Here is a 24,498-nt window from a genome sequence, read left to right as displayed (position 1 = left end):
GTTCTGAGTACAAAACAAGCATACATATAAGGAAAAGAGAGAATGGCTAAGGGGCAATCTTTACAAGATCCGTTCCTGAACGCTTTGCGTCGGGAACGTGTTCCGGTTTCTATTTATTTGGTGAATGGTATCAAGCTGCAAGGGCAAATTGAGTCTTTCGATCAGTTCGTGATCCTGTTGAAGAACACGGTCAGCCAGATGGTCTATAAGCACGCAATTTCTACTGTTGTCCCGTCTCGCCCGGTGTCTCACCACAGCAATAATGCTGGCGGCGGTTCCAGTAACTATCACCACGGTGGTAGCGCGCAGGGCTCTTCTGCGCCGCAACAAGACAGCGACGACGCCGAATAAGGCCAGTGCTGTTTTTCCACGCCGGGGAGCCAGGTTTTCTGCGTTCCCCGCTGGTATTTTATAAGGGGTTTACGCTTGTTTGACCGTTATGACGCCGGTGAGCAGGCGGTACTGGTACACATCTATTTTTCGCAAGACAAAGATATGGAAGATCTCCAGGAGTTTGAAACTCTGGCCTCTTCCGCCGGTGTCGAAGCAATGCAGGTGATTACCGGTAGCCGTAAAGCACCGCACCCGAAGTATTTTGTTGGTGAAGGTAAGGCAGTCGAAATTGCGGAAGCCGTTAAAGCGACCGGCGCGTCGGTCGTGCTCTTCGATCATGCCCTGAGTCCGGCACAAGAACGCAACCTGGAACGCCTGTGCGAATGCCGGGTTATCGATCGTACCGGTCTTATTTTAGATATTTTCGCCCAGCGCGCGCGCACCCATGAAGGGAAACTGCAGGTTGAGCTGGCGCAGTTGCGCCATATGGCGACCCGCCTCGTCCGCGGCTGGACCCACCTTGAAAGACAAAAGGGCGGGATTGGTTTGCGTGGCCCGGGTGAAACCCAGCTCGAAACCGACCGTCGTTTATTGCGTAACCGTATCATGCAGATCCTGTCGCGACTGGAAAAAGTTGAGAAACAGCGTGAGCAGGGGCGGCGGTCGCGCGCGAAAGCCGATATTCCAACCGTGTCGCTGGTGGGCTACACCAACGCCGGAAAATCAACGCTCTTTAACCAGATCACCGCTGCCGAGGTCTATGCCGCGAACCAGCTGTTCGCCACCCTGGACCCGACGCTGCGCCGCATTGACGTCCCTGACGTCGGCGAAACGGTGCTGGCCGATACCGTCGGCTTTATTCGCCATCTGCCGCACGATCTGGTAGCCGCGTTTAAAGCGACGTTGCAGGAGACGCGTCAGGCGACGCTGCTGCTGCATGTGATTGACGCGGCGGATGTCCGCGTGCAGGAAAACATTGATGCGGTAAATACGGTTCTCGCTGAGATTGAGGCCGATGAGATCCCAGCGCTGCTGGTGATGAACAAAATCGACATGCTTGACGATTTTGAACCGCGCATCGATCGCGACGATGAAAATAAACCGATTCGGGTCTGGCTTTCAGCGCAGACCGGGGTTGGCGTACCACTGCTTTTTCAGGCATTAACGGAACGTCTTTCCGGTGAAGTGGCCCAGCATACGCTGCGCTTACCGCCGAAAGAAGGGCGACTGAGAAGCCGTTTCTATCAGCTTCAGGCGATAGAAAAAGAGTGGATGGAGGATGACGGCAGCGTGAGTCTGCAGGTGCGCATGCCGATCGTTGACTGGCGGCGCCTCTGTAAGCAAGAGCCAACGCTTGTTGACTATGTGGTTTAACCTTGCAGCTTGCCTGAAGATATTGACCCCTGTGGGGATATCAAAAACAAATATGGAGCATATACATGGCGTGGAATCAGCCCGGTAATAACGGACAGGACCGCGACCCGTGGGGGAGCAGCAAACCTGGCGGCAACTCTGAGGGAAATGGCAACAAAGGTGGTCGCGAGCAGGGGCCGCCGGATCTGGATGATATCTTCCGCAAGTTAAGTAAGAAACTTGGCGGGCTCGGCGGCGGCAAGGGCGGACTGGGCGGTGGTAATAGCGCGCAGACGCCTCGTGGACCGATGGGCGGGCGTATTGTCGGCATCGTTGCCGCGGCGGCAGTGATTATCTGGGCGGCCAGCGGTTTTTATACCATTAAAGAAGCCGAACGCGGCGTCGTGACCCGTTTTGGTAAGTTCAGCCATCTGGTTGAGCCAGGCCTGAACTGGAAACCGACCTTTATCGATAACGTTCAGGCGGTGAACGTGGAGTCGGTACGTGAACTGGCCGCTTCCGGCGTCATGCTGACCTCTGACGAAAACGTCGTGCGCGTTGAGATGAACGTGCAGTACCGCGTCACCGATCCGGAACGCTATCTGTTTAGCGTCACCAGCGCGGATGACAGTCTGCGTCAGGCGACTGACAGCGCGCTGCGCGGCGTGATCGGCAAATACACCATGGATCGCATTCTGACCGAAGGTCGTACCGTGATCCGTAGCGATACCCAGCGCGAGCTGGAAGAGACTATCCGCCCGTACAACATGGGGATCACCCTGCTGGACGTCAACTTCCAGACGGCACGTCCGCCGGAAGAGGTGAAGGCGGCGTTTGACGATGCCATTGCCGCGCGTGAGAACGAGCAGCAGTACATCCGTGAAGCGGAAGCTTATACCAACGAAGTACAGCCGCGGGCGAATGGCCAGGCGCAGCGTATCCTTGAAGAGGCGCGTGCCTACAAGACCCAGACCGTCCTGGAAGCCCAGGGTGAAGTGGCTCGCTTTGCTAAGCTCCTGCCGGAATACAAAGCCGCGCCGGAAATTACCCGTGAGCGTCTGTATATCGAAACCATGGAAAAAGTGCTGAGCCACACCCGTAAAGTGCTGGTGAACGACAGCAAAAACGGCAATCTGATGGTTCTGCCGCTTGACCAGATGCTGAAAGGCGCCGCCGCGCCGGCAGCAAAGAGCGATAGCAGTGACGCCAGCGATCTGCTGCGTCTGCCACCTGCATCCAGCACCGGCAGCGCCAGCACCTCATCAACCTCGAGCTCAACCGGGGGTAGCATTATGGACCAACGCCGCGCTAACGCGCAGCGTAACGACTACCAGCGTCAGGGGGAATAACGATGCGTAAATCTGTTATCGCGATCATTGTCATCGTGCTGGTAGTGCTCTACATGTCAGTCTTTGTCGTAAAGGAAGGCGAGCGCGGGATTACGCTGCGTTTCGGTAAAGTTCTGCGCGACGACGAAAACAAGCCGCTGGTGTATGCGCCGGGCCTGCACTTCAAGATCCCGTTTATCGAATCGGTGAAGATGCTGGATGCGCGTATCCAGACCATGGACAACCAGGCTGACCGTTTTGTGACCAAAGAGAAAAAAGACCTGATCGTCGACTCCTATATCAAGTGGCGCATCAGTGACTTCAGCCGTTACTACCTGGCAACCGGCGGCGGCGACGTCTCCCAGGCCGAGGTGCTGCTGAAGCGTAAATTCTCTGACCGTCTGCGTTCTGAAATTGGTCGTCTGGATGTGAAAGACATCGTTACTGACTCCCGTGGTCGCCTGACGCTGGAAGTGCGCGATGCACTGAACTCGGGTTCTGCTGGCACTGAAGATGAGGTCAGCACCCCGGCGGCTGATGACGCTATCGCCAAAGCCGCTGAGCGTGTTGAAGCAGAAACCAACGGCAAAGTGCAGGTGATCAACCCGAACAGTATGGCGGCACTGGGTATCGAAGTTGTCGACGTGCGTATCAAACAGATCAACCTGCCGGCAGAAGTGTCGGAAGCGATTTATAATCGTATGCGCGCGGAGCGTGAAGCGGTTGCTCGTCGCCACCGTTCACAGGGTCAGGAAGAAGCTGAGAAACTGCGCGCGACTGCAGACTACGAAGTCACCAAGACGCTGGCGGAAGCCGAGCGCCAGGGTCGTATCCTGCGTGGTGAAGGTGATGCGGAATCGGCAAAACTGTTTGCCGATGCGTTCAGCCAGGATCCAGGCTTCTACTCCTTTATTCGTAGCCTGCGCGCTTATGAGAAGAGCTTCCAGAGCAACCAGGATGTGATGGTCCTGAGCCCGGACAGCGATTTCTTCCGCTATATGCGTTCACCGGATTCGGCGCGTAAATAAGCCGTAGAGGGTGTAAACCTGAAGTGCTAACGCGAAAAGGCGCCTGAAACAGGCGCCTTTTTTCATGCTGCAAAGGCTAATTAGTTGCCGAGCAGTTTGTTCAGCAGGCCACCGATCACCGGCAGACTTGCCAGCGTACTTTCGATGGTGCCACCAATGGTCGACCCAACGCTTTCGCCCAGAGTTTTGCCCAGGTCAGGCGAAAGGTCGGCCAGATTGATGGTGCCAATCAGCGGCAGATTGATGCTCAGGGCATCGGTACCCATCGTCCATACGGCGGCACCGACCTTGCTGCCTAAGGAAGCCAGGCCATCCTGTAACCAGCCTGCGCCGCTCACATTTTCAATTTCAAATGCGGTTAATTCTCTCATGATAATCTTCCTGATTATGTAGACGTACCGGGTTGTAGTACGCGATGGCATAGTTACAATTTAAAAAATATCCAGCAATACAATTAGTTGTGAATTTTGTTTCACCTTGCCGGTTCATAATGAAGATGAAATACGGGACAATGTGAAATGAGTGAATGAATTCACCATGCTGGCCGATGACGCCCGCGCGGGCGGCAATAATACTTTTCAATTAGGGTTGATAATGAACTCCACCATTTGGCTGGCGCTGGCGCTGGTTTTAGTACTCGAAGGGCTCGGCCCGCTGCTCTATCCACGCGCCTGGCGTAAAATGGTCGCCAGTCTGAGCCAGTTACCGGATAATTTATTGCGTCGCTTTGGCGGCGGACTTGTGGTTGCAGGGATTGTGATCTACTACATGTTGAGGAAATCGATTGGCTGATCAAAAAGTGGTCGGATTTGCCTTATTTTGGATGCAAAAAGTGCTGTAACTCTGAAAAAGCGATGGTAGAATCCATTTTTAAGCAAACGGTGATTTTGAAAAATGGGTAACAACGTCGTCGTACTGGGCACCCAATGGGGTGACGAAGGTAAAGGGAAGATCGTCGATCTCCTGACAGAACGGGCTAAATATGTTGTGCGCTACCAGGGTGGCCATAACGCAGGCCATACTCTCGTAATCAACGGTGAAAAAACCGTCCTCCATCTTATTCCATCAGGTATTCTCCGTGAGAATGTAACCAGCATCATCGGTAACGGTGTTGTGCTGTCTCCGGCTGCGCTGATGAAAGAGATGAAAGGTCTGGAAGACCGTGGTATCCCTGTTCGTGAGCGTCTGCTGCTGTCCGAAGCCTGCCCGCTTATCCTCGACTATCACGTGGCGCTGGACGTCGCACGTGAGAAAGCACGCGGTGCGAAAGCTATCGGTACGACCGGTCGCGGTATCGGCCCGGCTTACGAAGATAAAGTTGCTCGTCGCGGCCTGCGCGTTGGCGACCTGTTTGATAAAGCCACCTTCGCTGACAAACTGAAAGAAGTGATGGAATATCACAACTTCCAGCTGGTGAACTTCTACAAAGCAGAAGCGGTTGACTACCAGAAAGTGCTGGACGATGTCATGGCGATTGCCGACATCCTGACCGCCATGGTGGTGGACGTATCCGATCTGCTGGATCAGGCGCGTAAGCGCGGCGACTTCGTGATGTTCGAAGGCGCGCAGGGTACCCTGCTGGATATCGACCACGGTACCTATCCGTATGTGACTTCCTCCAACACCACTGCGGGTGGCGTGGCAACCGGCTCCGGCCTGGGTCCGCGTTATGTGGATTACGTACTGGGCATCATCAAAGCTTACTCAACTCGCGTAGGCGCGGGTCCGTTCCCGACCGAGCTGTTTGATGAAACTGGCGAGTTCCTGTGCAAGCAGGGTAACGAATTCGGCGCCACCACCGGCCGTCGTCGTCGTACCGGCTGGCTGGACGCGGTTGCAGTACGCCGCGCGGTGCAGATTAACTCGCTGTCCGGCTTCTGCCTGACTAAACTGGACGTCCTCGACGGCCTGAAAGAAGTGAAAATCTGCGTCGGCTACCGTATGCCGGATGGCCGCGAAGTGACCACCACTCCGCTGGCTGCCGACAACTGGGAAGGTATCGAGCCTATCTACGAAACCATGCCGGGCTGGTCCGAAACCACCTTTGGCGTGAAAGAGCGCAGCGGTCTGCCGCAGGCAGCGCTGAACTACATCCAGCGTATTGAAGAGCTGACCGGCGTGCCGGTGGATATCATCTCTACTGGTCCAGACCGTACCGAGACCATGATTCTGCGCGACCCGTTCGACGCGTAATCACTCTCAAGGGGCGCCGTTCGGGCGCCCTTGTTTTTGCTGTTCGCCCGCCCCATTTCAAATAAATTAGCGGCCTGAGCGCTGGCTGGTTTATCATCAATAATAATGATGTCGCTCGACATACCCTGTTTTCTTTTCCCTGAGGTTTATGTGCAGTTAACGAGTTTCACCGATTACGGATTACGCGCGCTGATTTATATGGCGTCGCTGCCGGAAGGACGCATGACCAGCATCTCGGAAGTGACCGAGGTCTATGGCGTCTCCCGTAATCATATGGTTAAAATAATCAATCAGTTAAGCCGTATGGGCTACGTGACTGCCGTGCGGGGGAAGAATGGGGGTATTCGCCTCGGTAAACCAGCAGGGCAGATCCGCGTGGGTGACGTGGTGCGCGATCTTGAACCCTTATCGCTGGTCAACTGCAGCAGCGAATTTTGCCACATCACACCAGCCTGTCGTCTGAAACAGGCGCTAGCTGAAGCCGCGCAGAGTTTTCTCAAGGAGCTGGATAACTATACGCTGGCTGATTTGGTTGAGAAGAATCAACCGCTTTATAAATTATTACTGGTGGAGTGAACCACTCTGCCGGAGATGACAACGGAGGAACCGATATGTCACAAGATCCATTCCAGGAACGCGAAGCTGAGAAGTACGCGAATCCCATCCCGAGCCGGGAATTTATCCTCGAACATTTAACCAAACGGGAAAAGCCTGCCAGCCGCGATGAGCTGGCCATCGAGTTAAATATTGAGGGCGAAGAACAAATAGAAGCGCTGCGCCGCCGCCTGCGCGCGATGGAGCGCGACGGTCAACTGGTCTTCACACGCCGCCAGTGCTATGCGCTGCCGGAGCGCCTTGATCTCCTCAAAGGTACCGTTATTGGCCACCGTGATGGCTTTGGGTTCCTGCGCGTTGAAGGGCGCAAGGACGATCTGTATCTGTCGTCAGAGCAGATGAAAACCTGTATTCACGGTGACCAGGTGCTGGCCCAGCCGCTGGGTGCGGACCGTAAGGGTCGCCGCGAGGCGCGCATCGTTCGCGTGCTGGTACCGAAAACCAGCCAGATTGTTGGCCGCTACTTCACCGACGCTGGCGTCGGCTTCGTCGTCCCGGACGACAGCCGCCTGAGTTTCGATATCCTGATCCCGCCTGAAGAAATAATGGGCGCGCGGATGGGCTACGTGGTGGTGGTCGAACTGACCCAGCGCCCAACCCGCCGCACCAAAGCGGTCGGGAAAATCGTCGAAGTGCTGGGCGACAACATGGGCACCGGCATGGCCGTCGATATGGCGCTGCGTACCCATGAAATTCCTTACGTCTGGCCGCCAGCGGTGGAAAAACAGGTTTCCGGCCTCAAAGAGCAGGTGCCGGAAGAGGCGAAAGCCGGACGCGTCGATCTGCGCTCTCTGCCACTGGTCACTATTGATGGCGAAGATGCCCGCGACTTCGATGACGCGGTGTACTGCGAGAAGAAACGCGGCGGCGGCTGGCGTCTGTGGGTGGCTATCGCCGACGTGAGCTACTATGTGCGCCCTGGTACGCCGCTGGACGGTGAAGCGCGTAGCCGCGGGACGTCGGTCTACTTCCCGTCGCAGGTAGTACCGATGCTGCCGGAAGTGCTGTCGAACGGCCTGTGCTCGCTGAACCCGCAGGTCGATCGCCTGTGTATGGTGTGCGAGATGACGATTTCGTCAAAAGGCCGCCTGACCGGCTTTAAGTTCTATGAAGCGGTGATGAGTTCACATGCTCGCCTGACCTACACCAAAGTGTGGCATATGCTGCAGGGCGATCAGGAGCTGCGCGAACACTACGCGCCGCTGGTGAAGCATATTGAAGAGCTGCATAACCTCTACAAAGTGCTGGATAGCGCCCGCGAAGAGCGCGGCGGTATCTCATTTGAAAGTGAAGAAGCTAAATTCATCTTCAATGCCGAACGCCGTATTGAGCGTATCGAACAGACTCAGCGTAACGATGCGCATAAGCTGATTGAAGAGTGTATGATCCTGGCGAACATCTCCGCCGCGCGTTTCGTTGAGAAAGCGCAGGAGCCGGCACTGTTCCGTATCCACGATAAGCCAAGCACCGAAGCGATTACCTCGTTCCGTACCGTGCTGGCTGAGCTGGGACTGGAGCTGCCGGGCGGCAACAAGCCGGAGCCGCGCGATTACGCCGAACTGTTGACCTCCATTGCCGATCGCCCGGATGCAGAAATGCTGCAAACGATGCTCCTGCGCTCCATGAAGCAGGCCGTTTACGATCCGGAAAACCGTGGTCACTTTGGCCTGGCGCTGCAGTCATACGCCCACTTCACCTCGCCGATTCGCCGCTACCCGGATCTGTCGCTGCACCGCGCCATCAAGTATCTGCTGGCAAAAGAGCAGGGACATAAAGGGAATAGCACCGAGACCGGCGGCTGGCACTACAGCATGGAAGAGATGCTGCAGCTGGGCCAGCACTGTTCGATGACCGAGCGCCGCGCCGACGAAGCGACGCGCGAAGTGTCCGACTGGCTGAAGTGCGACTTCATGCAGGATCAGGTGGGCAACACCTTCTCCGGTGTCATCGCCAGCGTGACCGGCTTTGGCTTCTTTGTCCGCCTGAACGATCTGTTTATCGATGGTCTGGTGCATGTCTCCTCCCTGGATAACGACTATTACCGTTTTGACCAGGTTGGCCAGCGGCTGATCGGCGAGTCCGGCGGTCAGACTTATCGTCTGGGCGACCGTGTGGAAGTCCGCGTGGAAGCCGTCAACATGGACGAGCGTAAGATTGATTTCAGCCTGATTTCCAGCGAGCGTGCGCCGCGTAATGTTGGCAAAACTGCCCGTGAGAAAGCGAAAAAGAGCACCTCTGGCAAACCGGGTGGCCGTCGCCGCCAGGTGGGTAAACAGGTGAACTTCGAGCCGGATAGCGCGTTCCGCAAAGAAAAAGAGCAGGCTAAAGCGAAGCCCAAAGGCGAGAAGAAAGCGAAAAAACCGTCGGCGAAAACACAGAAAATCGCCGCCGCGACCAAAGCCAAGCGCGCGGCAAAGAAGAAAATCGCCGAGTGATTGACGTCCCTTCACTCCAGAAGTCTGCTGGCGCAGAACGGGGTGAAGGGGACGGATAACAGAACCTAAAACGAGTACATCAATGAGTGAAATGATTTACGGCATCCATGCGGTGCAGGCACTGCTGGAACGCGCACCTGAGCGTTTTCAGGAAGTTTATATTCTGAAAGGCCGTGAGGATAAACGCCTGCTGCCGCTGATCCATGCCCTGGAAGCGCAAGGCGTGGTGATTCAGGTGGCCAACCGCCAGTTCCTCGATGAGAAGAGCGAAGGCGCGGTGCATCAGGGGATTATTGCCCGCGTGAAGCCAGGACGTCAGTATCAGGAGAACGATCTGCCGGATCTGCTGGCGCAGCACGATCAGCCGTTCCTGCTGATCCTCGACGGCGTAACCGATCCGCACAACCTCGGCGCCTGCCTGCGTAGCGCCGACGCCGCCGGCGTGCATGCGGTGATCGTGCCGCGAGATCGTTCCGCTCAGCTGAATGCGACGGCGAAGAAAGTGGCCTGCGGCGCGGCGGAGAACGTCCCGCTGATCCGCGTGACCAACCTGGCGCGCACCATGCGTCTGCTGCAGGAAGAAAACGTCTGGATCGTCGGGACCGCTGGCGAAGCCGACCATACGCTGTTCCAGAGCAAAATGACCGGCCCGATGGCGCTGGTGATGGGCGCTGAAGGCGAAGGTATGCGTCGTCTGACCCGCGAGCACTGCGATGAGCTGATCAGCATCCCGATGGCGGGCAGCGTCTCCTCGCTGAACGTCTCGGTGGCCACCGGCATCTGCCTGTTTGAAGCGGTCCGCCAGCGCAGCTAAGCTGAACCGTCGACGAATCAAAAAAAGCCATCCTTCGGGATGGCTTTTTTGTGACCGCTTTCGCGGGCGAGAATCCCCCTTGAAAACCATACTTATGGCTATCGCCATTGATGGAGGGAGACACGATGCACTGGCAAACGCACACCGTTTTTAATCAACCGACTCCGCTGAATAACAGCAATCTTTTCCTGTCCGATACCGCCCTGCGTGAAGCGGTGGTCCGCGAAGGCGCCGGCTGGGATGGCGATCTACTCGCCAGCATTGGCCAGCAGCTGGGGACCGCCGAATCGCTGGAGTTGGGACGCCTGGCCAACAGTAACCCACCGGAGCTGCTGCGCTATGACGCCACTGGCGCCCGGCTGGATGACGTGCGCTTCCATCCCGCCTGGCACCTGCTGATGCAGGGGCTGTGTGCAAACCGGGTACATAACCTCGCCTGGCAGGAGGATGCCCGTGAAGGCGCTTTTGTGGCGCGCGCCGCTCGCTTTCTGCTCCATGCCCAGGTGGAGGCCGGGACATTGTGCCCGATTACCATGACCTTCGCCGCGACGCCGCTGCTGCAGCACGCCCTGCCCGCGCCCTTTCGTGACTGGCTGTCGCCACTGCTTAGCGACCGTTACGATCCCCACCTCGCGCCTGGCGGTCAGAAGCGCGGCCTGCTGATCGGCATGGGGATGACCGAGAAGCAAGGGGGCTCCGATGTGCTGAGCAATACCACCCGCGCGGAGAAAACGGCAGAAGGGTTTTACCGGCTGGTGGGACACAAGTGGTTCTTCTCAGTGCCGCAGAGCGATGCCCACCTGGTGCTGGCCCAGGCCCCCGCGGGACTGTCGTGCTTCTTTGTGCCGCGTCTGCTGCCAGACGGGCAGCGCAACGGCGTGCGTCTTGAACGCTTAAAAGAGAAGCTCGGCAACCGCTCCAACGCCAGCAGTGAAGTGGAGTTTTATGATGCCTGCGGCTGGCTGGTGGGCGAAGAGGGCGACGGCGTGCGGCAGATCCTCAGGATGGGCGGCCTGACCCGCTTTGACTGCGCGCTGGGCAGCCATGCCCTGATGCGTCGCGCCTTCTCGGTGGCGCTGTATCACGCGCTACAGCGTCAGGCGTTTGGCAAAAACCTGGTCGATCAGCCGATGATGCGCCAGCTGCTGGGGCAAATGGCGCTGCGTCTGGAGGGGCAAACCGCGTTTCTGTTTCGTCTGGCTCGCGCCTGGGACCGTCGGGATGATGCCCGGGAAAGCGCATGGGCGCGCCTGTTTACGCCTGCGGCCAAGTTTGCCATCTGCAAGGCCGGTATCCCGTTTGTCGCCGAGGCGATGGAAGTGCTCGGCGGCATCGGCTATTGCGAGGAGAGCGAACTCCCGCGCCTCTACCGTGAGATGCCGGTCAACAGCATTTGGGAAGGTTCCGGCAACATTATGTGTCTCGATGTCATGCGGGTGCTCAGCAAGCAGCCGGCGGCGATGGAGCTGCTGGCGGCAGAGTGCGCGGAGGTGAAAGGACAGAATCGCCATCTCGACCGCGCGTGGCGTCAACTGCAGCAGCTGCTGAGACGGCCCGCCGAAGAGCAGGGGAGAGAGATTGCCCGGCTGGTCTATCGTCTTGGCGCAGGGGCGCAGATGCTGCGCCACGCTTCGCCGCCGCTGGCTGAAGCCTGGTGTCGGATGATGCTCGACACCCGCGGCGGCATGCGTCTTGATGCGCCGACCCTCGACGACCTGCTGCTGCGGGCCATGGGGCGCGGGCGCCAGGCGCCTCAGGCGTAGAGAATAGCCTGCACGCGCCAGCTGTCCGGCTGTTGTTCTTCGTACATCTGAATAATGCGATACCAGGAGGCGCCTTGCTCGTCCGCTTTGCGGGCAATGGCGTGCTCCACATCCTGTTGGCTGCCGGAAAGATTAGTGACGGAGATCAGACCGATTTCATTCAGGCCAGTGACGCAATCCGCGCTGGCGAATTCGGCTGACTGCGCGGACGTATTGGCCGTCGCAGCGGTAAACAGCAGGCTGGGTAGGGTAAAAGATCGTTTCATCGTCAGCTCCATTTCACGTAGTCCCAAGGGCAGTCCGTTGCTAACGTTCTGCCAGGTGGCTGGCCGAACGTTATTATGCACAGGAGAACGTGAATGGACGCAAAGCTGTGTAAAGCAGATTTAAAGACGCCGCCTCGTCATCGACGATAGAGGATCGCCTGCGAATACCACTGGCCGGGTACCATGGTGTCATCGATCATGATGATGACGTAGTAATCGGCTTTGGCCGCTTCTGCTTTGGCCTTCAACGCCGCTTCGACATCCATCGGCGAACCGTACATCAGCACACTCACCGTGGCCATTTTCTGCAGGCCAGCCGTCTGATTACGCTGGATCTCCTGCGGATGGTCGGTGGCGGGCGGCGGGGCTTCCGGCGTCCCCTGCAGGGCACTACACCCGCTGAGCACGATAGCCAGTAACCACGGTGAAAACCTGCGCATAACCATATCTCGTTTCCTGATAGTGATAGTGTAGTGGTAGCCTTAACAGGATTTCCGGGGAATGTTCCCGAACTGTTATCTCTGACGCGATTTTCGAATGAAAATGTTGTGAAAGCGTAACCAGGTTCTCAACATTATGAATCGTAGCAAACCGGGTAGCCTGGTGAATGAATTTTCCCATGACGCCTAACCACGATAGAGAAGGGAGACGATAAATGATTGCACTAGAAATGCGCAACCTCGGCGGCGGTGAAATTTTGCATGCCTGCCCACAGGAGAGTCTGGATAAACCTTTGCCCTGTATCGTCTTTTATCATGGCTTTACCTCCTCCAAGCTGGTCTACAGCTACTTTGCGGTGGCGTTGGCCGAGGCGGGCTTCCGGGTGATCATGCCGGACGCCCCGGAGCATGGGGCGCGTTATCAGGGCGACGAGGCCGGGCGGATGCAGCGCTTCTGGCCGATCCTGCAGCAGAATTTCAGGGAGTTTCCCGCGCTGCGCGAGGCGATTATCGCCGAGGGATGGCTGGAGGGAGCACGGCTGGCGGTGGCTGGCGCCTCGATGGGAGGGATGACGGCGCTGGGCATCATGACGCACCATCCCGAACTGAACAGCGTCGCTTGTCTGATGGGGTCGGGCTATTTTCGTTCGCTGTCGCAAACCCTGTTTCCCTCGCCTGGCTTTGATGCTGACAGTCTCCGCGAGTGGGATGTCAGCCATCAGCTGGCGTCCCTTGCCCGGCGGCCGCTGTTGCTCTGGCATGGGGACGCTGACGATGTGGTGCCGCCGGAAGAGACCTTCCGTCTTGAGCAGGCGCTCCGGCAAGGCGATCTTGCCGCCAGGCTGACCTGCGTCTGGCAAAAGGGCGTCCGCCATCGCATTACGCCAGAGGCGCTGGCCGCGACGGTCGCCTTTTTCCGCCAGCATCTTTAAACGCGGATCACGCTGACGCCCTGATCCTCAAGCTGTTTGAGGATTGCGGCATCAGCCTGTTTCCCGGTGATCACCACGTCAATTTGCCCGGCCTGGCTGAATAACATCCCGGCGCGCTCGCCGATCTTACTGCTGTCGACCAGCACCGCCAGTTTGCCGACCACGCTGAGCATTTTCTGCTCGGCCATGGCGGTCAACATATCGGTTTTGTAGAGCCCTTCGGCGGTCAGCCCTTTGCCGCTGGTGAACATCCAGTGCCCGGCATACAGGCTGTTTTCGCTACCGTGGGGGCTGAGCGTGATGGCGTGGCTTCGGTTGTACTGCCCGCCCATGATAATCACGCTGTCGTGCTCCTGATCGATCAGGTAATTAGCCAGCGGCAAATAGTTGGTGATGATCTGCACCGGTTTACCGCACAGTTCCCGTCCCAGCAGAAAGGCGGTGGAGCCGCAGTTAATGACGATACTTTCCCCCGGCGCGATCAGCTGCGAAGCGGCGCGTGCAATACGCACTTTTTCATCCAGATTTTGCGCCTGGTGGATGTTCATTGGCGTCCAGCGGGGGCGCTGCTCACTAATGGCTTCCGCGCCATTGCGAACCTTTTTCAGTTTGCCGCTTTCATCCAGCTTGTTGATATCACGTCGGGCGGTTGCGGGTGAGATCCCGAGCCGCGACATCACCTGCTCTACGGTAACAAACCCCGTTTGGGCGAGCAGATCCAGCAGAATTTGGTGCCTTTGCGCTTCCGTCATGAGCGAATCCGATTAAAAGTGAACGGCAAAGATGATATTTGAAATCATGTGAAAATACTAACCCTGCGGCGGGGTATTTCCGGCAGGCAGTGCCTGCCGGAGGCGGCTTACAGGAAGGATTTGAACGGCAGGTCCGGCTCAATGGTGAAGCAGTCATCGAAGCCGCGCGGGTAGTGATATTCGAAATTGTCTTTATCCAGCGGCCAGGTAAATTTGCCGCCGACCTGCCAGATAAACGGCTTGAAGCCGTACTTCAGACGATCCTTTTTCATCTCCCACAGGACGCGGATCTCCTGCGGATCGGCCTGAAAGTTTGACCAGATATCATGGTGGAACGGGATCACCACTTTGGCGTTGAGCGACTCTGCCATACGCAGGATATCGGCGCTGGTCATTTTGTCGGTGATGCCGCGCGGGTTCTCGCCATACGAGCCGAGGGCGACGTCAATTTGATGCTCGTTGCCGTGATTCGCGTAGTAGTTGGAGTAGTGGGAATCGCCGCTGTGGTAGAGATTGCCACCCGGTGTTTTAAACAGATAGTTGACTGCGCGCTGGTCCATGCCGTCCGGCAGCACGCCGGCGGCTTTTTGATCCGCCGGGAGGGTGATCAGCGCCGTGCGATCGAACGCGTCGAGCGCGTGGATCTCAATGTCTTTGATCTTCACTACATCGCCGGGCTTCATGACGATACACCGCGCTTTCGGTACACCCCAGCCTATCCACAGATCGACGCAGGTTTTCGGCCCAATAAAGGGCACATCGGCCGGGCAGTTCTGCATCACGGCGGCGGCGACGTTGACGTCAATATGATCGTTATGATCATGGGTCGCCAGTACGGCGTCAATCTGGCGAATGGCGAACGGATCGAGCACGAACGGCGTGGTGCGCAGGTTCGGCTGCAGTTTCTTCACCCCCGCCATCCGCTGCATTTGATGGCCGGTTTTCATCAGCGGATTGCCGTGGCTCTGTTTGCCGGTGCCGCACCAGAAATCGACGCAGACGTTAGCCCCACCCTCGGATTTTAACCAGATGCCGGTACAGCCCAGCCACCACATGGCGAAGGTGCCTGGCGCAACCTGCTCTTGTTCAATCTCTTCATTCAGCCAGCTACCCCATTCCGGAAAGGTGTTCAGGATCCATGATTCTCGGGTGATGGTTTGGACTTTACTCATCGCGGTCTTCCTCATGCATTTTCAAAAGTAATCACTATTTGATTGGTTTTGATTTATGTTGTCACTGTGTTTTCAAGATTGCAATCTTGTTTTCCTGCATTTTTGCGAGACGTCGCGCATAATTTCCGGGCTCTATCCGTCCGAATTGACGTTAGGTGTTGTTTTATCTATATGATTTAAAGATGTTTATTTATGTTTCTACGTACATAATTGGTAATGGCCTGAGTGAAAGTAAGGATTATTGCGGCGTACGTCACATTTAATCAAATTCAATCTTGTTGTGATTATTTTTGATTATTAGAGTGAAGGCGACGACAACTGCTGAGCGACATGCGCGTTCAAAGCCTTCCTCTTCTGGAGTGTGTTATGGAGATCCTCTACAACATCTTTACCGTCTTCTTTAATCAGGTCATGACCAATGCCCCGTTGCTGCTGGGTATCGTGACCTGCCTTGGCTATATCCTGTTGCGTAAAAGCGTCAGCGTGATTATCAAAGGTACGATCAAAACCATCATTGGTTTCATGCTGTTACAAGCCGGTTCCGGCATCCTCACCAGCACCTTTAAGCCGGTGGTGGCGAAAATGTCAGAGGTCTATGGCATCAATGGCGCGATTTCCGATACTTACGCCTCGATGATGGCGACCATCGACCGGATGGGCGAGGCCTACAGCTGGGTGGGGTATGCGGTGCTCCTGGCACTGGCGCTCAACATCTGTTATGTCCTGCTGCGGCGCATTACCGGTATCCGCACCATCATGCTGACTGGCCATATCATGTTTCAGCAGGCGGGGCTGATTGCGGTCTCGTTCTTCATCTTTGGTTACGGGATGTGGACGACCATTATCTGCACCGCGGTACTGGTCTCCCTGTACTGGGGGATCACCTCCAACATGATGTTCAAGCCGACCCAACTGGTCACCGACGGCTGCGGTTTTTCCATCGGTCACCAACAGCAGTTTGCCTCGTGGATTGCCTACAAAGTGGCGCCGTATCTGGGGAAAAAAGAGGAGAGCGTCGAAGACCTTAAGCTGCCCGGCTGGCTGAATATCTTCCATGACAACATCGTCTCTACCGCGATTGTGATGACCATTTTCTTTGGCGCGATCCTGCTTTCCTTCGGTATTGATGTGGTGCAGGCGATGGCGGGTAAAACCCACTGGACGGTCTATATCCTGCAGACCGGTTTCTCCTTCGCGGTGGCCATTTTCATCATTACCCAGGGCGTGCGGATGTTCGTCGCCGAACTGTCCGAAGCCTTCAACGGTATCTCGCAACGCCTGATCCCCGGCGCGGTGCTGGCGATTGACTGCGCCGCTATCTACAGCTTTGCGCCGAATGCGGTGGTGTGGGGCTTTATGTGGGGCACCATCGGCCAGCTGATTGCCGTCGGCATTCTGGTCGGCATCGGCTCTTCAATTCTGATTATTCCAGGCTTTATCCCGATGTTCTTCTCCAACGCGACGATTGGCGTTTTTGCCAACCACTTCGGCGGCTGGCGCGCGGCGCTCAAGATCTGCCTGGTGATGGGCATGATTGAAATCTTCGGCTGCGTATGGGCGGTGAAACTCACCGGGATGAGCGCCTGGATGGGGATGGCGGACTGGTCGATTCTGGCGCCGCCGATGATGCAGGGCTTCGCCTCCATCGGGCTGGCGTTTATGGCCGCCATCATCCTGATTGCACTGACTTATATGTTCTTCGCCGGCCGCGCACTGCGCGCCGAGGAAGACGCGGAAAAACAACTGGCAGAGGCCTCTGCCCAATAAGGAGTTCTGATTATGACCGTACGTATTCTGGCTGTGTGTGGCAACGGGCAAGGCAGTTCCATGATCATGAAAATGAAGGTGGATCAGTTCCTGACGCAATCCAACATCGACCACACGGTAAACAGCTGCGCGGTAGGTGAATACAAAAGCGAGCTGAACGGCGCGGATATCATCATCGCTTCAACCCATATCGCGGGTGAGATTACCGTCTCCGGTAATAAACACGTGGTGGGCGTACGCAATATGCTGTCGCCGGCGGATTTCGGCCCAAAACTGCTGGAGGTGATCAAAGCTCACTTCCCGCAGGACGTGAAATAAGGAGCGGCCATGAAACTCCATGACTCACTGGCGCAGAACCACTCCATTCGCCTGCAGGCGGAAGCGGAAACCTGGCAGGAGGCGGTGAAGATCGGCGTCGATTTGCTGGTGGCCGCCGACGTAGTGGAACCGCGCTACTACCAGGCGATCCTCGACGGCGTCGCGCAGCATGGCCCCTATTTTGTTATCGCGCCGGGGCTGGCGATGCCGCACGGGCGGCCGGAAGAGGGCGTCAAAAAAACCGGCTTTGCGCTGGTGACGCTAAAAAAACCGCTGATTTTCAACCACGAAGATAACGACCCGGTCGACATCCTGATCACCATGGCGGCGGTTGATGCCACCACCCACCAGGAGGTGGGCATCATGCAGATCGTTAACCTGTTTGAGGATGAAGCCAATTTCGACCGTTTACGCGCCTGCCGTAGCGAGCAGGAAGTGCTGGATTTAATCAAAAACGCCACCGCGGCGGCTGTTTAAAAGGAACACCATCATGTCATTACCTATGTTACAGGTCGCTCTGGACAACCAAACGCTGGCCAGCGCCTATGAAACGACCCGCCTGATCGCCGAAGAGGTGGATATCATTGAAGTCGGCACTATTCTTTGCGTCGGCGAAGGGGTGCGTGCGGTGCGCGATCTGAAAGCGCTGTATCCGCATAAAATCGTGCTGGCAGACGCCAAAATTGCCGACGCCGGCAAGATCCTGTCGCGGATGTGCTTTGAAGCCAACGCCGACTGGGTCACGGTGATCTGCTGTGCCGATATCAATACCGCCAAAGGGGCGCTGGACGTCGCCAAAGAATTTAACGGCGATGTGCAAATTGAGCTGACCGGCTTCTGGACCTGGGAGCAGGCGCAGGCATGGCGCGAGGCGGGTATTCAGCAGGTGGTCTATCACCGCAGCCGCGACGCACAGGCGGCAGGCGTGGCGTGGAGTGAGGCGGATATCAGCGCGATTAAACGTTTGTCAGATATGGGCTTCAAAGTGACTGTCACCGGCGGCCTGGCGCTGGAAGACCTGCCGCTGTTCGCCGGGATCCCTATCCACGTCTTTATTGCCGGGCGCAGCATCCGCGATGCCGCCTCGCCGGTAGAAGCGGCGCGCCAGTTTAAACGCTCTATCGCCCAGCTGTGGGGTTAAGGAGCGACTATGTTGGCGAAATCCATTCCGCTCGGCATCTATGAAAAAGCGCTCCCCGCCGGGGAGTGCTGGCTGGAGCGGCTGCAGCTGGCGAAGGCGCTGGGTTTTGATTTTGTGGAAATGTCTCTCGATGAAACGGACGCTCGCCTTGCGCGACTGGACTGGAGCCCCGAGCAGCGTCTGGCGCTGGTCAAGGCGGTGGCTGACACTGGCGTCCGGGTACCATCGATGTGCCTTAGCGCCCATCGCCGTTTTCCGCTGGGTAGTGAAGACGACGCGGTGCGTCATCAGGGGCTGGAAATTATGCGTAAAGCCATCCAGCTGGCGCAGGATGTGGGGATCCGGGTGATCCAGCTGGCAGGCTACGACGTCTATTACCAGCAGGCGAACGATGAGACGCGCCGCCGCTTTCGCGACGGCCTGAAACAGAGCGTCGAGATGGCCAGCCGTGCCCAGGTCACGCTGGCGATGGAGATCATGGATTACCCGCTGATGAACTCGATCAGTAAGGCCTTAGGCTACGCCCATTACCTGAATAATCCGTGGTTCCAGCTTTACCCTGATATCGGCAATCTGTCAGCGTGGGATAACGACGTCCAGATGGAACTGAAGGCGGGGAGCGGGCATATCGTGGCGGTACACGTCAAAGACACGAAACCTGGCGTCTTTAAAAACGTGCCGTTCGGCGAAGGGGTGGTCGATTTTGAACGCTGCTTCGAAACGCTCAAGCAAACCGGCTACTGTGGCCCGTATCTGATTGAGATGTGGAGCGAAACCAGCGCTGACCCGCTGGCGGAGGTGGCGAAGGCACGTGACTGGGTGAAGGCGCGGATGGCCCGTGCGGGCCTGATGGAGGCGGCGTAATGCAACAACTGAAACAGCAGGTGTTCGAGGCCAATATGGATCTGCCGCGCTACGGCCTGGTGACCTTCACCTGGGGCAACGTCAGCGCCATTGACCGGCAGCGCGGGCTGGTGGCGATCAAGCCCAGCGGCGTCGCCTACGAATCAATGACCGTCGAGGATATGACGGTGGTCGATCTCGAGGGCAACGTGGTGGAAGGGCTGTATCGCCCCTCTTCCGATACCGCCACCCATCTGGCGCTCTATCGTCGTTATCCCGACCTTGGCGGGGTGGTGCATACCCACTCGACGCACGCCACTGCCTGGGCGCAGGCGGGGCTGGCGATCCCGGCGCTCGGCACCACTCATGCGGATTATTTCTTCGGTGATATCCCCTGCACCCGGGCGCTTAGCGCACAGGAGGTGGACGAGGCTTACGAACTGAACACCGGGCAGGTGATTATCGAAACGCTGGGTGCGTCGAATCCGCTGCATACGCCAGGGATCGTCGTCTATCAGCACGGGCCGTTTGCCTGGGGCAAAGACGCCCACGAGGCGGTACACAACGCGGTGGTGATGGAAGAAGTGGCGCGCATGGCGTGGATTGCCCGCGGCATTAATCCGCAGCTGCAGCCCATCGACAGCTGGCTGATGAAAAAACATTTTCTGCGTAAACACGGGCCAAACGCCTACTACGGGCAGAAGTAAACAGCGTGCTCCGGGGCTTTCACCGTCACGGTGAAGCAACTGGTCTGGCTCCGGAGCCGTTTTTAATCCTGACGATAGGCCGATGGCATCACGCGCATGCCGATGAGCGTGACCACGCAAATCATCGCGCCAGCGTAAAATGTCGAGGCGGCGCCGAAGGTTTCCCACAGTACCCCTGCGCCGGTACTGGCCAGCAGCAGCGCCAGGCCGCTCATCAGGTTGAACATGCCGAATGCCGTACCGCGTAGTTCCGGCGGCGCCGTATGGGCGACCATCGCCGCCAGCAGGCCCTGGGTCATTCCCATATGAACTCCCCACAGCGCAACGCCGAGCAGCAGCGTACTCCAGTGGCCGCTGAGCGCTAGCACAATATCGGCGAGGATCAGCACCAGCAGTCCCCACTGCAGCAGTTTGCTGTGACTCATGCTGTCTGAGAGTTTACCGAACGGGTAGGCCGTGAGGCTGTAGACCAGGTTCATCGCCACCATGACCAGCGGGATGGTAAACAGCGGGATATCCATCTGCTGGGCGCGCAGCACCAGAAAGGCCTCGCTGAAGCGGGCGAGGGTGAAGATGCTGCCGATGGCGACCACCCACCAGTAGGCGGCGGAGAGCTTTTGCAGATTTTCGCGCTTCAGCGGATTGCTGCGTTTATGGGCGATGGCGGATTTTGGCTCCTGCAGGCCAAAACCCAGCAGGAGAATGGAGAACACGGCGGGAATGACCGCCACCCAGAAAATGGCGTGGAAATCGTTGGCCCAGATAAACATCAGTAGCACCGCCAGCAGCGGACCGAGAAACGCGCCGACGGTATCCAGCGCCTGACGTAGCCCGAAGGCAGCGCCGCGGATCTCCGGCGGCGTGACGTCAGCAACCAGCGCATCGCGCGGCGCGCCGCGAATGCCCTTACCCACGCGGTCGATCATGCGGGCGCTAAACACCACTCCGGCGGTGGGGGCGATGGCAAACAGCGGCTTGCTGAGCGCGCCCAGGCCGTATCCCAGCAGCGCCAGTCCTTTGCGCTTACCGACATAGTCGCTGATCACGCCGGAGAAGACTTTCAGGATCAGGGCGGTGGCTTCTGCCAGCCCCTCAATAAGACCGATAATTATCACGCTGGCGCCGAGGGTGGTGGCCATAAACAGCGGTAAGAGGCTGTGGATCATCTCGGAGGAGACATCCATCAGCAGGCTGACGCCGCCGAGTACCCAAACGCCTTTGGGGATACGGCCTAAGGTGGCGAAACGCGGAACCATCAATCACTCCTGATTATCGAAAGGCGAGTGGCTGATTAAATCAGGTTGTGATGACGCTGATAAGTCGGTTTGTAAAATAATTCTCAATTGCGTTTAGGCGCAGGCCTTGCTTCGCCCCTCGCGAGGAGAGGCGAAGAATCGGGCAGGCGTTAGCGGTAAATCACCGCGCTGGCGCGAAGCGGGCCATTGGTTTCTGGTTCGTGCATCAGGATGGGCTGAAAGTATTTCGCCCCCTGCGCATCGCTCATCTGGCTAAGGGCCTGCTCGGCCTCGTGCTCAGTGGCCATATTATGATTGATATAGATAACGCCGAGGCTCTGCACGTCGTCCATGTTGCGGGCCTGTCGTTCGGTGATTTGGATAGCTGCCAGCGCGTTGGCGCTGAAGAAAAGCGCGGCCATCATGACGATGATTTTCAGTTTCATATACTACGCTCCTGACTGACAGTCCTGACGCTGACTCGGGGGCTCTCCTGTGGGCATTGGGTTTCTGATTTAAGTGTAATCGCTGCGTATCCGGCGCATGGCGACCTTTTCTGATGCAGTTGTTCAAAAAAATGCCGCTTCCGTTATTGGTTAATTTTAAATCACCCACTTAGCGCAACTTGGCGCTTAGTGCGAATTAATTGTGCAAATGCGCTTGTGTTCCTGGGGGGGCGCCATTAGAATGACGCGTCAATTTTTCAGCCGCCCTTTAACACGTTCCTTGCCTCCATGGGCCGCGGCTGACCCAGACAGGAGGCTGAATAATCCGTAAGGAGCAATTCGATGCGTCATTACGAAATCGTTTTTATGGTCCATCCTGACCAGAGCGAACAGGTTCCGGGCATGATCGAACGTTACACTGGTGCAATCACTGCAGCAGCAGGTACGATCCACCGTCTGGAAGACTGGGGCCGCCGTCAGCTGGCTTATCCGATCAACAAACTGCACAAAGCTCACTACGTTCTGCTGAACGTTGAAGCACCGCAGGAAGCGATCGATGAGCTGGAAACTAACTTCCGCTTCAACGACGCCGTTATCCGCAGCATGGTAATGCGTACTAAGCACGCTGTTACCGAAGCATCTCCGATGGTTAAAGCGAAAGACGAGCGCCGTGAGCGTCGCGAAGATTTCGCCAACGAAACCGCAGATGATTCTGAAGCTGGGGATTCTGAAGAGTAATCCTGATGACCAACCGTCTGGAGCTGTCCGGCATTATTTGCAGGACTCCACTTCGTAAGGTCAGCCCGTCAGGAATTCCTCACTGCCAGTTCGTGCTTGAGCATCGTTCAGTGCAGGAGGAAGCCGGTTTTCACCGGCAGGCATGGTGTCAAATGCCCGTTATTATTAGCGGTCACGAGAACCAGGCCATTACTCACAGTATAACGGTCGGTAGCGCAGTAACCGTTCGAGGGTTCATCTCTTGCCATAAGGCAAAGAACGGCTTGAGCAAAATGGTTCTGCATGCCGAGCAGATTGAATTGATAGATTCTGGAGACTAGCCATATGGCACGTTATTTCCGTCGTCGCAAGTTCTGCCGTTTCACCGCGGAAGGCGTTCAAGAGATCGACTATAAAGATATCGCTACGCTGAAAAACTACATCACCGAAAGCGGTAAGATTGTCCCGAGCCGTATCACCGGTACCCGTGCAAAATACCAGCGTCAGCTGGCTCGCGCTATCAAACGCGCTCGCTACCTGTCCCTGCTGCCGTACACTGATCGTCATCAGTAATCGGTCACGGTCCATTAATACGACTTTGAGAGGATAAGGTAATGCAAGTTATTCTGCTTGATAAAGTAGCAAACCTGGGTAGCCTGGGTGATCAGGTTAACGTTAAAGCGGGCTACGCTCGTAACTTCCTGGTCCCGCAGGGTAAAGCTGTTCCTGCTACCAAGAAAAACGTTGAATTCTTCGAAGCACGTCGCGCTGAACTGGAAGCCAAACTGGCTGACGTTCTGTCAGCTGCTGAAGCTCGTGCTGCGCAGATCAACGCCCTGGAATCCGTAACCATCGCGTCCAAAGCTGGCGACGAAGGTAAACTGTTCGGTTCCATCGGTACTCGCGACATCGCTGACGCTGTTACTGCAGCAGGCGTTAAAGTTGCTAAGAGCGAAGTTCGCCTGCCGAACGGCGTTCTGCGTAACGTTGGCGAGCACGAAGTGGACTTCCAGGTTCACAGCGAAGTATTCGCTAAAGTTATCATCAACGTGGTTGCTGAGTAATCGGCCTCTGACGTTCTGGTAACAACAAATCGCCGGCCTTGTGCCGGCGTTTTGCTTTTTAGCGCCTTTCATTTTGCGGCGGCGTAACGCTTGCTGTCGTCTTCTCCGCTATCGCGCACGCACAAAGCTGCCGTTCGACTGGCGGGTAAACAACACCTGCTGGCCGTTGCCGGTATCGATAGTGAGGCCGGTGACTACGCCGTTGGCGTTCTGCCGAATTTGCACCGTCTGTCCGCTCTGCAACGTGCTTAATGGTTTGCCAGCGCCTTCAACCTGCGCCATCGCGTAGACGTCGGTGGCCGGCAGCCCATGATCGCGGAACAGCTGGGCCAGGGTTTTGCCTGACTCGATGCGATAGGTCCGCCACTGCTGCTCAATGCCCGGTGCGGACTGCTGCTGCGAGGATTGATACGGTTGGGACGCTGGCTGCTGCGTCTGCGTCTGCGCCTGATCTGGCTGCTCGTCCTGAATCGGCTCCGGGGCGACGGGCGCCATCTGATCGGCATCGCTCACGGTCGGCGTATTGGTGATCGGCGGCAGCGGAACGGCCTGATTGCCGCCAGTTTGCGGCTGGGACTGCGACTGAAGATTCAGGTTCGCTTCGCGGCTGTTTGTCGCCGGGCTTTGGCTATCGTCGGAAGGAAGAAGGATACCGATAATGACCAACAGGAAGCCAGCGATGATACCCCGGCGGTGCATCGGGGGCAGCGGGTCCAGGAGGCGAAAATGATCCGGGGCGTGCCAGATCTTCGCCAGGGTAGATGTCAGTTCAAAGCGCCCGGGCATGGCTTTCCTCCTGCTCCGCATATTTTTATCCTGCATATGAGTATAGATGG

The 24,498-nt window shown here is 57.1% G+C and carries 29 protein-coding genes; 21 read left to right on the top strand and 8 right to left on the bottom strand.

Features of this window, described 5'->3' with window-relative positions; all coding sequences use genetic code 11:
- Positions 1 to 42 precede the first annotated feature (42 nt).
- The 4 genes from hfq (at position 43) to hflC (ending at position 4,042) form a co-directional block, all read left to right on the top strand.
- A complete protein-coding gene (hfq, locus tag CWM54_RS21540; RefSeq protein ID WP_002885659.1) occupies positions 43 to 351 on the top strand; it encodes an RNA chaperone Hfq in 309 nt (102 codons plus the stop codon).
- Between the two features lie 75 nt (positions 352 to 426).
- Entirely contained in the window at positions 427 to 1,707 is a 1,281-nt protein-coding gene (gene hflX, locus CWM54_RS21535; protein WP_004146725.1) for a ribosome rescue GTPase HflX, read from the top strand.
- Positions 1,708 to 1,772: 65 nt separating this feature from the next.
- Positions 1,773 to 3,035 carry an FtsH protease activity modulator HflK gene (hflK, locus tag CWM54_RS21530; RefSeq protein ID WP_061156029.1) on the top strand — a complete coding sequence of 421 codons (1,263 nt, stop codon included), beginning with the start codon at positions 1,773 to 1,775 and terminating at the stop codon, positions 3,033 to 3,035.
- Between the two features lie 2 nt (positions 3,036 to 3,037).
- Positions 3,038 to 4,042, top strand: a complete 1,005-nt coding sequence (hflC, locus tag CWM54_RS21525; protein WP_002885662.1) for a protease modulator HflC — start codon at positions 3,038 to 3,040, stop codon at positions 4,040 to 4,042.
- Positions 4,043 to 4,122: 80 nt separating this feature from the next.
- Here hflC and CWM54_RS21520 read toward each other — a convergent pair whose 3' ends face one another.
- Positions 4,123 to 4,413 (bottom strand): hypothetical protein, encoded by a 291-nt coding sequence (locus tag CWM54_RS21520; RefSeq protein ID WP_061156027.1) that lies wholly within the window; start codon positions 4,411 to 4,413, stop codon positions 4,123 to 4,125.
- Positions 4,414 to 4,636: 223 nt separating this feature from the next.
- On the opposite strand from CWM54_RS21520, the gene CWM54_RS21510 reads away from it, so the two are divergent.
- The 6 genes from CWM54_RS21510 to CWM54_RS21485 all read left to right on the top strand — a co-directional run bounded on the left by CWM54_RS21510 (position 4,637) and on the right by CWM54_RS21485 (position 11,862).
- Complete coding sequence (locus tag CWM54_RS21510; protein ID WP_002885664.1) at positions 4,637 to 4,834, top strand: DUF2065 domain-containing protein; 198 nt, start codon at positions 4,637 to 4,639, stop codon at positions 4,832 to 4,834.
- 102 nt (positions 4,835 to 4,936) lie between these two features.
- Positions 4,937 to 6,235 (top strand): adenylosuccinate synthase, encoded by a 1,299-nt coding sequence (locus CWM54_RS21505; protein WP_100681717.1) that lies wholly within the window; start codon positions 4,937 to 4,939, stop codon positions 6,233 to 6,235.
- Between the two features lie 150 nt (positions 6,236 to 6,385).
- Entirely contained in the window at positions 6,386 to 6,811 is a 426-nt protein-coding gene (gene nsrR / locus CWM54_RS21500) for a nitric oxide-sensing transcriptional repressor NsrR (protein WP_002885667.1), read from the top strand.
- 35 nt (positions 6,812 to 6,846) lie between these two features.
- A complete protein-coding gene (gene rnr / locus CWM54_RS21495; RefSeq protein WP_061156026.1) occupies positions 6,847 to 9,285 on the top strand; it encodes a ribonuclease R in 2,439 nt (812 codons plus the stop codon).
- An 82-nt stretch (positions 9,286 to 9,367) separates the two neighbouring features.
- Positions 9,368 to 10,099 carry a 23S rRNA (guanosine(2251)-2'-O)-methyltransferase RlmB gene (gene rlmB / locus CWM54_RS21490; protein ID WP_061156025.1) on the top strand — a complete coding sequence of 244 codons (732 nt, stop codon included), beginning with the start codon at positions 9,368 to 9,370 and terminating at the stop codon, positions 10,097 to 10,099.
- 125 nt (positions 10,100 to 10,224) lie between these two features.
- Positions 10,225 to 11,862, top strand: a complete 1,638-nt coding sequence (locus tag CWM54_RS21485) for an isovaleryl-CoA dehydrogenase (protein ID WP_074387278.1) — start codon at positions 10,225 to 10,227, stop codon at positions 11,860 to 11,862.
- Here CWM54_RS21485 and yjfN read toward each other — a convergent pair.
- Together yjfN and bsmA are read right to left on the bottom strand one after the other, a co-directional pair.
- Positions 11,853 to 12,128, bottom strand: coding sequence for a DUF1471 family protease activator YjfN (gene yjfN / locus CWM54_RS21480; RefSeq protein ID WP_008807186.1), 276 nt, complete (start codon positions 12,126 to 12,128; stop codon positions 11,853 to 11,855). The two genes, CWM54_RS21485 and yjfN, sit on opposite strands and share 10 nt — an antisense overlap.
- A gap of 137 nt (positions 12,129 to 12,265) precedes the next feature.
- The gene (gene bsmA, locus CWM54_RS21475; protein ID WP_008807185.1) at positions 12,266 to 12,574 is read right to left on the bottom strand and encodes a biofilm peroxide resistance protein BsmA; all 309 of its coding nucleotides are present in this window, start codon (positions 12,572 to 12,574) and stop codon (positions 12,266 to 12,268) included.
- Between the two features lie 209 nt (positions 12,575 to 12,783).
- Between bsmA and yjfP the strand changes: the two genes are divergently transcribed.
- Positions 12,784 to 13,500: an esterase gene (gene yjfP / locus CWM54_RS21470; RefSeq protein WP_100698434.1), complete on the top strand. Its 717-nt coding sequence runs from the start codon at positions 12,784 to 12,786 to the stop codon at positions 13,498 to 13,500.
- On the opposite strand, the gene ulaR is transcribed toward yjfP, so the two are convergent.
- A complete protein-coding gene (gene ulaR / locus CWM54_RS21465; protein WP_004206453.1) occupies positions 13,497 to 14,252 on the bottom strand; it encodes an HTH-type transcriptional regulator UlaR in 756 nt (251 codons plus the stop codon). The two genes, yjfP and ulaR, sit on opposite strands and share 4 nt — an antisense overlap.
- Before the next feature lie 107 nt (positions 14,253 to 14,359).
- Complete coding sequence (gene ulaG, locus CWM54_RS21460; RefSeq protein WP_100698432.1) at positions 14,360 to 15,424, bottom strand: L-ascorbate 6-phosphate lactonase; 1,065 nt, start codon at positions 15,422 to 15,424, stop codon at positions 14,360 to 14,362.
- Positions 15,425 to 15,790: 366 nt separating this feature from the next.
- On the opposite strand from ulaG, the gene ulaA reads away from it, so the two are divergent.
- Genes ulaA through CWM54_RS21430 form a run of 6 tightly spaced genes read left to right on the top strand, consistent with a single transcriptional unit; the run spans position 15,791 to position 20,200 of the window.
- Positions 15,791 to 17,191, top strand: coding sequence for a PTS ascorbate transporter subunit IIC (gene ulaA, locus CWM54_RS21455; RefSeq protein WP_100698430.1), 1,401 nt, complete (start codon positions 15,791 to 15,793; stop codon positions 17,189 to 17,191).
- Positions 17,192 to 17,203: 12 nt separating this feature from the next.
- On the top strand, positions 17,204 to 17,509 hold the full coding sequence (ulaB, locus tag CWM54_RS21450; RefSeq protein WP_002885682.1) for a PTS ascorbate transporter subunit IIB: 306 nt from the start codon (positions 17,204 to 17,206) through the stop codon (positions 17,507 to 17,509).
- 9 nt (positions 17,510 to 17,518) lie between these two features.
- Complete coding sequence (gene ulaC, locus CWM54_RS21445) at positions 17,519 to 17,986, top strand: PTS ascorbate transporter subunit IIA (RefSeq protein ID WP_061156022.1); 468 nt, start codon at positions 17,519 to 17,521, stop codon at positions 17,984 to 17,986.
- Between the two features lie 13 nt (positions 17,987 to 17,999).
- The gene (gene ulaD / locus CWM54_RS21440; RefSeq protein WP_008807179.1) at positions 18,000 to 18,650 is read left to right on the top strand and encodes a 3-keto-L-gulonate-6-phosphate decarboxylase UlaD; all 651 of its coding nucleotides are present in this window, start codon (positions 18,000 to 18,002) and stop codon (positions 18,648 to 18,650) included.
- A 9-nt stretch (positions 18,651 to 18,659) separates the two neighbouring features.
- Positions 18,660 to 19,514: an L-ribulose-5-phosphate 3-epimerase gene (locus CWM54_RS21435; protein WP_100698428.1), complete on the top strand. Its 855-nt coding sequence runs from the start codon at positions 18,660 to 18,662 to the stop codon at positions 19,512 to 19,514.
- A complete protein-coding gene (locus tag CWM54_RS21430) occupies positions 19,514 to 20,200 on the top strand; it encodes an L-ribulose-5-phosphate 4-epimerase (protein ID WP_100698426.1) in 687 nt (228 codons plus the stop codon). The genes CWM54_RS21435 and CWM54_RS21430 overlap by 1 nt, the downstream gene beginning before the upstream one ends.
- Positions 20,201 to 20,262: 62 nt before the next feature.
- Here the strand turns inward: CWM54_RS21430 and CWM54_RS21425 are convergent, their stop codons facing one another.
- Both CWM54_RS21425 and CWM54_RS21420 read right to left on the bottom strand, forming a co-directional pair.
- Positions 20,263 to 21,456, bottom strand: a complete 1,194-nt coding sequence (locus CWM54_RS21425; RefSeq protein WP_100681709.1) for an MFS transporter — start codon at positions 21,454 to 21,456, stop codon at positions 20,263 to 20,265.
- A 149-nt stretch (positions 21,457 to 21,605) separates the two neighbouring features.
- On the bottom strand, positions 21,606 to 21,881 hold the full coding sequence (locus CWM54_RS21420; protein ID WP_061156018.1) for a DUF1471 domain-containing protein: 276 nt from the start codon (positions 21,879 to 21,881) through the stop codon (positions 21,606 to 21,608).
- Between the two features lie 342 nt (positions 21,882 to 22,223).
- Here CWM54_RS21420 and rpsF point away from each other — a divergent pair, with 342 nt between their 5' ends.
- The 4 genes from rpsF to rplI are packed head-to-tail and all read left to right on the top strand — an operon-like array spanning position 22,224 to position 23,662.
- A complete protein-coding gene (rpsF, locus tag CWM54_RS21415) occupies positions 22,224 to 22,619 on the top strand; it encodes a 30S ribosomal protein S6 (RefSeq protein ID WP_008807174.1) in 396 nt (131 codons plus the stop codon).
- A gap of 5 nt (positions 22,620 to 22,624) precedes the next feature.
- A complete protein-coding gene (gene priB, locus CWM54_RS21410) occupies positions 22,625 to 22,939 on the top strand; it encodes a primosomal replication protein N (protein ID WP_002885722.1) in 315 nt (104 codons plus the stop codon).
- A 4-nt stretch (positions 22,940 to 22,943) separates the two neighbouring features.
- The gene (gene rpsR, locus CWM54_RS21405) at positions 22,944 to 23,171 is read left to right on the top strand and encodes a 30S ribosomal protein S18 (protein ID WP_000135199.1); all 228 of its coding nucleotides are present in this window, start codon (positions 22,944 to 22,946) and stop codon (positions 23,169 to 23,171) included.
- A 41-nt stretch (positions 23,172 to 23,212) separates the two neighbouring features.
- Positions 23,213 to 23,662, top strand: coding sequence for a 50S ribosomal protein L9 (rplI, locus tag CWM54_RS21400; protein WP_008807173.1), 450 nt, complete (start codon positions 23,213 to 23,215; stop codon positions 23,660 to 23,662).
- Between the two features lie 108 nt (positions 23,663 to 23,770).
- Here the strand turns inward: rplI and CWM54_RS21395 are convergent, their stop codons facing one another.
- Positions 23,771 to 24,448, bottom strand: a complete 678-nt coding sequence (locus CWM54_RS21395; RefSeq protein WP_100681708.1) for a LysM-like peptidoglycan-binding domain-containing protein — start codon at positions 24,446 to 24,448, stop codon at positions 23,771 to 23,773.
- Positions 24,449 to 24,498 lie beyond the last annotated feature (50 nt).

This window comes from Klebsiella sp. D-Nf1, from assembly GCF_002810515.1.
Lineage (GTDB): Bacteria > Pseudomonadota > Gammaproteobacteria > Enterobacterales > Enterobacteriaceae > Klebsiella > Klebsiella variicola.
This window is presented reverse-complemented; position numbering and strand designations above follow the sequence as displayed.

What these genes read in the sequence shown, in the direction of transcription:
- hfq (WP_002885659.1), top strand. Translation starts at nt 43, where the DNA reads ATGGCTAAGGGGCAATCTTTACAAGATCCGTTCCTGAACGCTTTGCGT.
- hflK (WP_061156029.1), top strand. Translation starts at nt 1,773, where the DNA reads ATGGCGTGGAATCAGCCCGGTAATAACGGACAGGACCGCGACCCGTGG.
- hflC (WP_002885662.1), top strand. Translation starts at nt 3,038, where the DNA reads ATGCGTAAATCTGTTATCGCGATCATTGTCATCGTGCTGGTAGTGCTC.
- CWM54_RS21520 (WP_061156027.1), bottom strand. Translation starts at nt 4,413, where the DNA reads ATGAGAGAATTAACCGCATTTGAAATTGAAAATGTGAGCGGCGCAGGC.
- CWM54_RS21510 (WP_002885664.1), top strand. Translation starts at nt 4,637, where the DNA reads ATGAACTCCACCATTTGGCTGGCGCTGGCGCTGGTTTTAGTACTCGAA.
- CWM54_RS21505 (WP_100681717.1), top strand. Translation starts at nt 4,937, where the DNA reads ATGGGTAACAACGTCGTCGTACTGGGCACCCAATGGGGTGACGAAGGT.
- rnr (WP_061156026.1), top strand. Translation starts at nt 6,847, where the DNA reads ATGTCACAAGATCCATTCCAGGAACGCGAAGCTGAGAAGTACGCGAAT.
- rlmB (WP_061156025.1), top strand. Translation starts at nt 9,368, where the DNA reads ATGAGTGAAATGATTTACGGCATCCATGCGGTGCAGGCACTGCTGGAA.
- CWM54_RS21485 (WP_074387278.1), top strand. Translation starts at nt 10,225, where the DNA reads ATGCACTGGCAAACGCACACCGTTTTTAATCAACCGACTCCGCTGAAT.
- yjfN (WP_008807186.1), bottom strand. Translation starts at nt 12,128, where the DNA reads ATGAAACGATCTTTTACCCTACCCAGCCTGCTGTTTACCGCTGCGACG.
- bsmA (WP_008807185.1), bottom strand. Translation starts at nt 12,574, where the DNA reads ATGGTTATGCGCAGGTTTTCACCGTGGTTACTGGCTATCGTGCTCAGC.
- yjfP (WP_100698434.1), top strand. Translation starts at nt 12,784, where the DNA reads ATGATTGCACTAGAAATGCGCAACCTCGGCGGCGGTGAAATTTTGCAT.
- ulaR (WP_004206453.1), bottom strand. Translation starts at nt 14,252, where the DNA reads ATGACGGAAGCGCAAAGGCACCAAATTCTGCTGGATCTGCTCGCCCAA.
- ulaG (WP_100698432.1), bottom strand. Translation starts at nt 15,424, where the DNA reads ATGAGTAAAGTCCAAACCATCACCCGAGAATCATGGATCCTGAACACC.
- ulaA (WP_100698430.1), top strand. Translation starts at nt 15,791, where the DNA reads ATGGAGATCCTCTACAACATCTTTACCGTCTTCTTTAATCAGGTCATG.
- ulaB (WP_002885682.1), top strand. Translation starts at nt 17,204, where the DNA reads ATGACCGTACGTATTCTGGCTGTGTGTGGCAACGGGCAAGGCAGTTCC.
- ulaC (WP_061156022.1), top strand. Translation starts at nt 17,519, where the DNA reads ATGAAACTCCATGACTCACTGGCGCAGAACCACTCCATTCGCCTGCAG.
- ulaD (WP_008807179.1), top strand. Translation starts at nt 18,000, where the DNA reads ATGTCATTACCTATGTTACAGGTCGCTCTGGACAACCAAACGCTGGCC.
- CWM54_RS21435 (WP_100698428.1), top strand. Translation starts at nt 18,660, where the DNA reads ATGTTGGCGAAATCCATTCCGCTCGGCATCTATGAAAAAGCGCTCCCC.
- CWM54_RS21430 (WP_100698426.1), top strand. Translation starts at nt 19,514, where the DNA reads ATGCAACAACTGAAACAGCAGGTGTTCGAGGCCAATATGGATCTGCCG.
- CWM54_RS21425 (WP_100681709.1), bottom strand. Translation starts at nt 21,456, where the DNA reads ATGGTTCCGCGTTTCGCCACCTTAGGCCGTATCCCCAAAGGCGTTTGG.
- CWM54_RS21420 (WP_061156018.1), bottom strand. Translation starts at nt 21,881, where the DNA reads ATGAAACTGAAAATCATCGTCATGATGGCCGCGCTTTTCTTCAGCGCC.
- rpsF (WP_008807174.1), top strand. Translation starts at nt 22,224, where the DNA reads ATGCGTCATTACGAAATCGTTTTTATGGTCCATCCTGACCAGAGCGAA.
- priB (WP_002885722.1), top strand. Translation starts at nt 22,625, where the DNA reads ATGACCAACCGTCTGGAGCTGTCCGGCATTATTTGCAGGACTCCACTT.
- rpsR (WP_000135199.1), top strand. Translation starts at nt 22,944, where the DNA reads ATGGCACGTTATTTCCGTCGTCGCAAGTTCTGCCGTTTCACCGCGGAA.
- rplI (WP_008807173.1), top strand. Translation starts at nt 23,213, where the DNA reads ATGCAAGTTATTCTGCTTGATAAAGTAGCAAACCTGGGTAGCCTGGGT.
- CWM54_RS21395 (WP_100681708.1), bottom strand. Translation starts at nt 24,448, where the DNA reads ATGCCCGGGCGCTTTGAACTGACATCTACCCTGGCGAAGATCTGGCAC.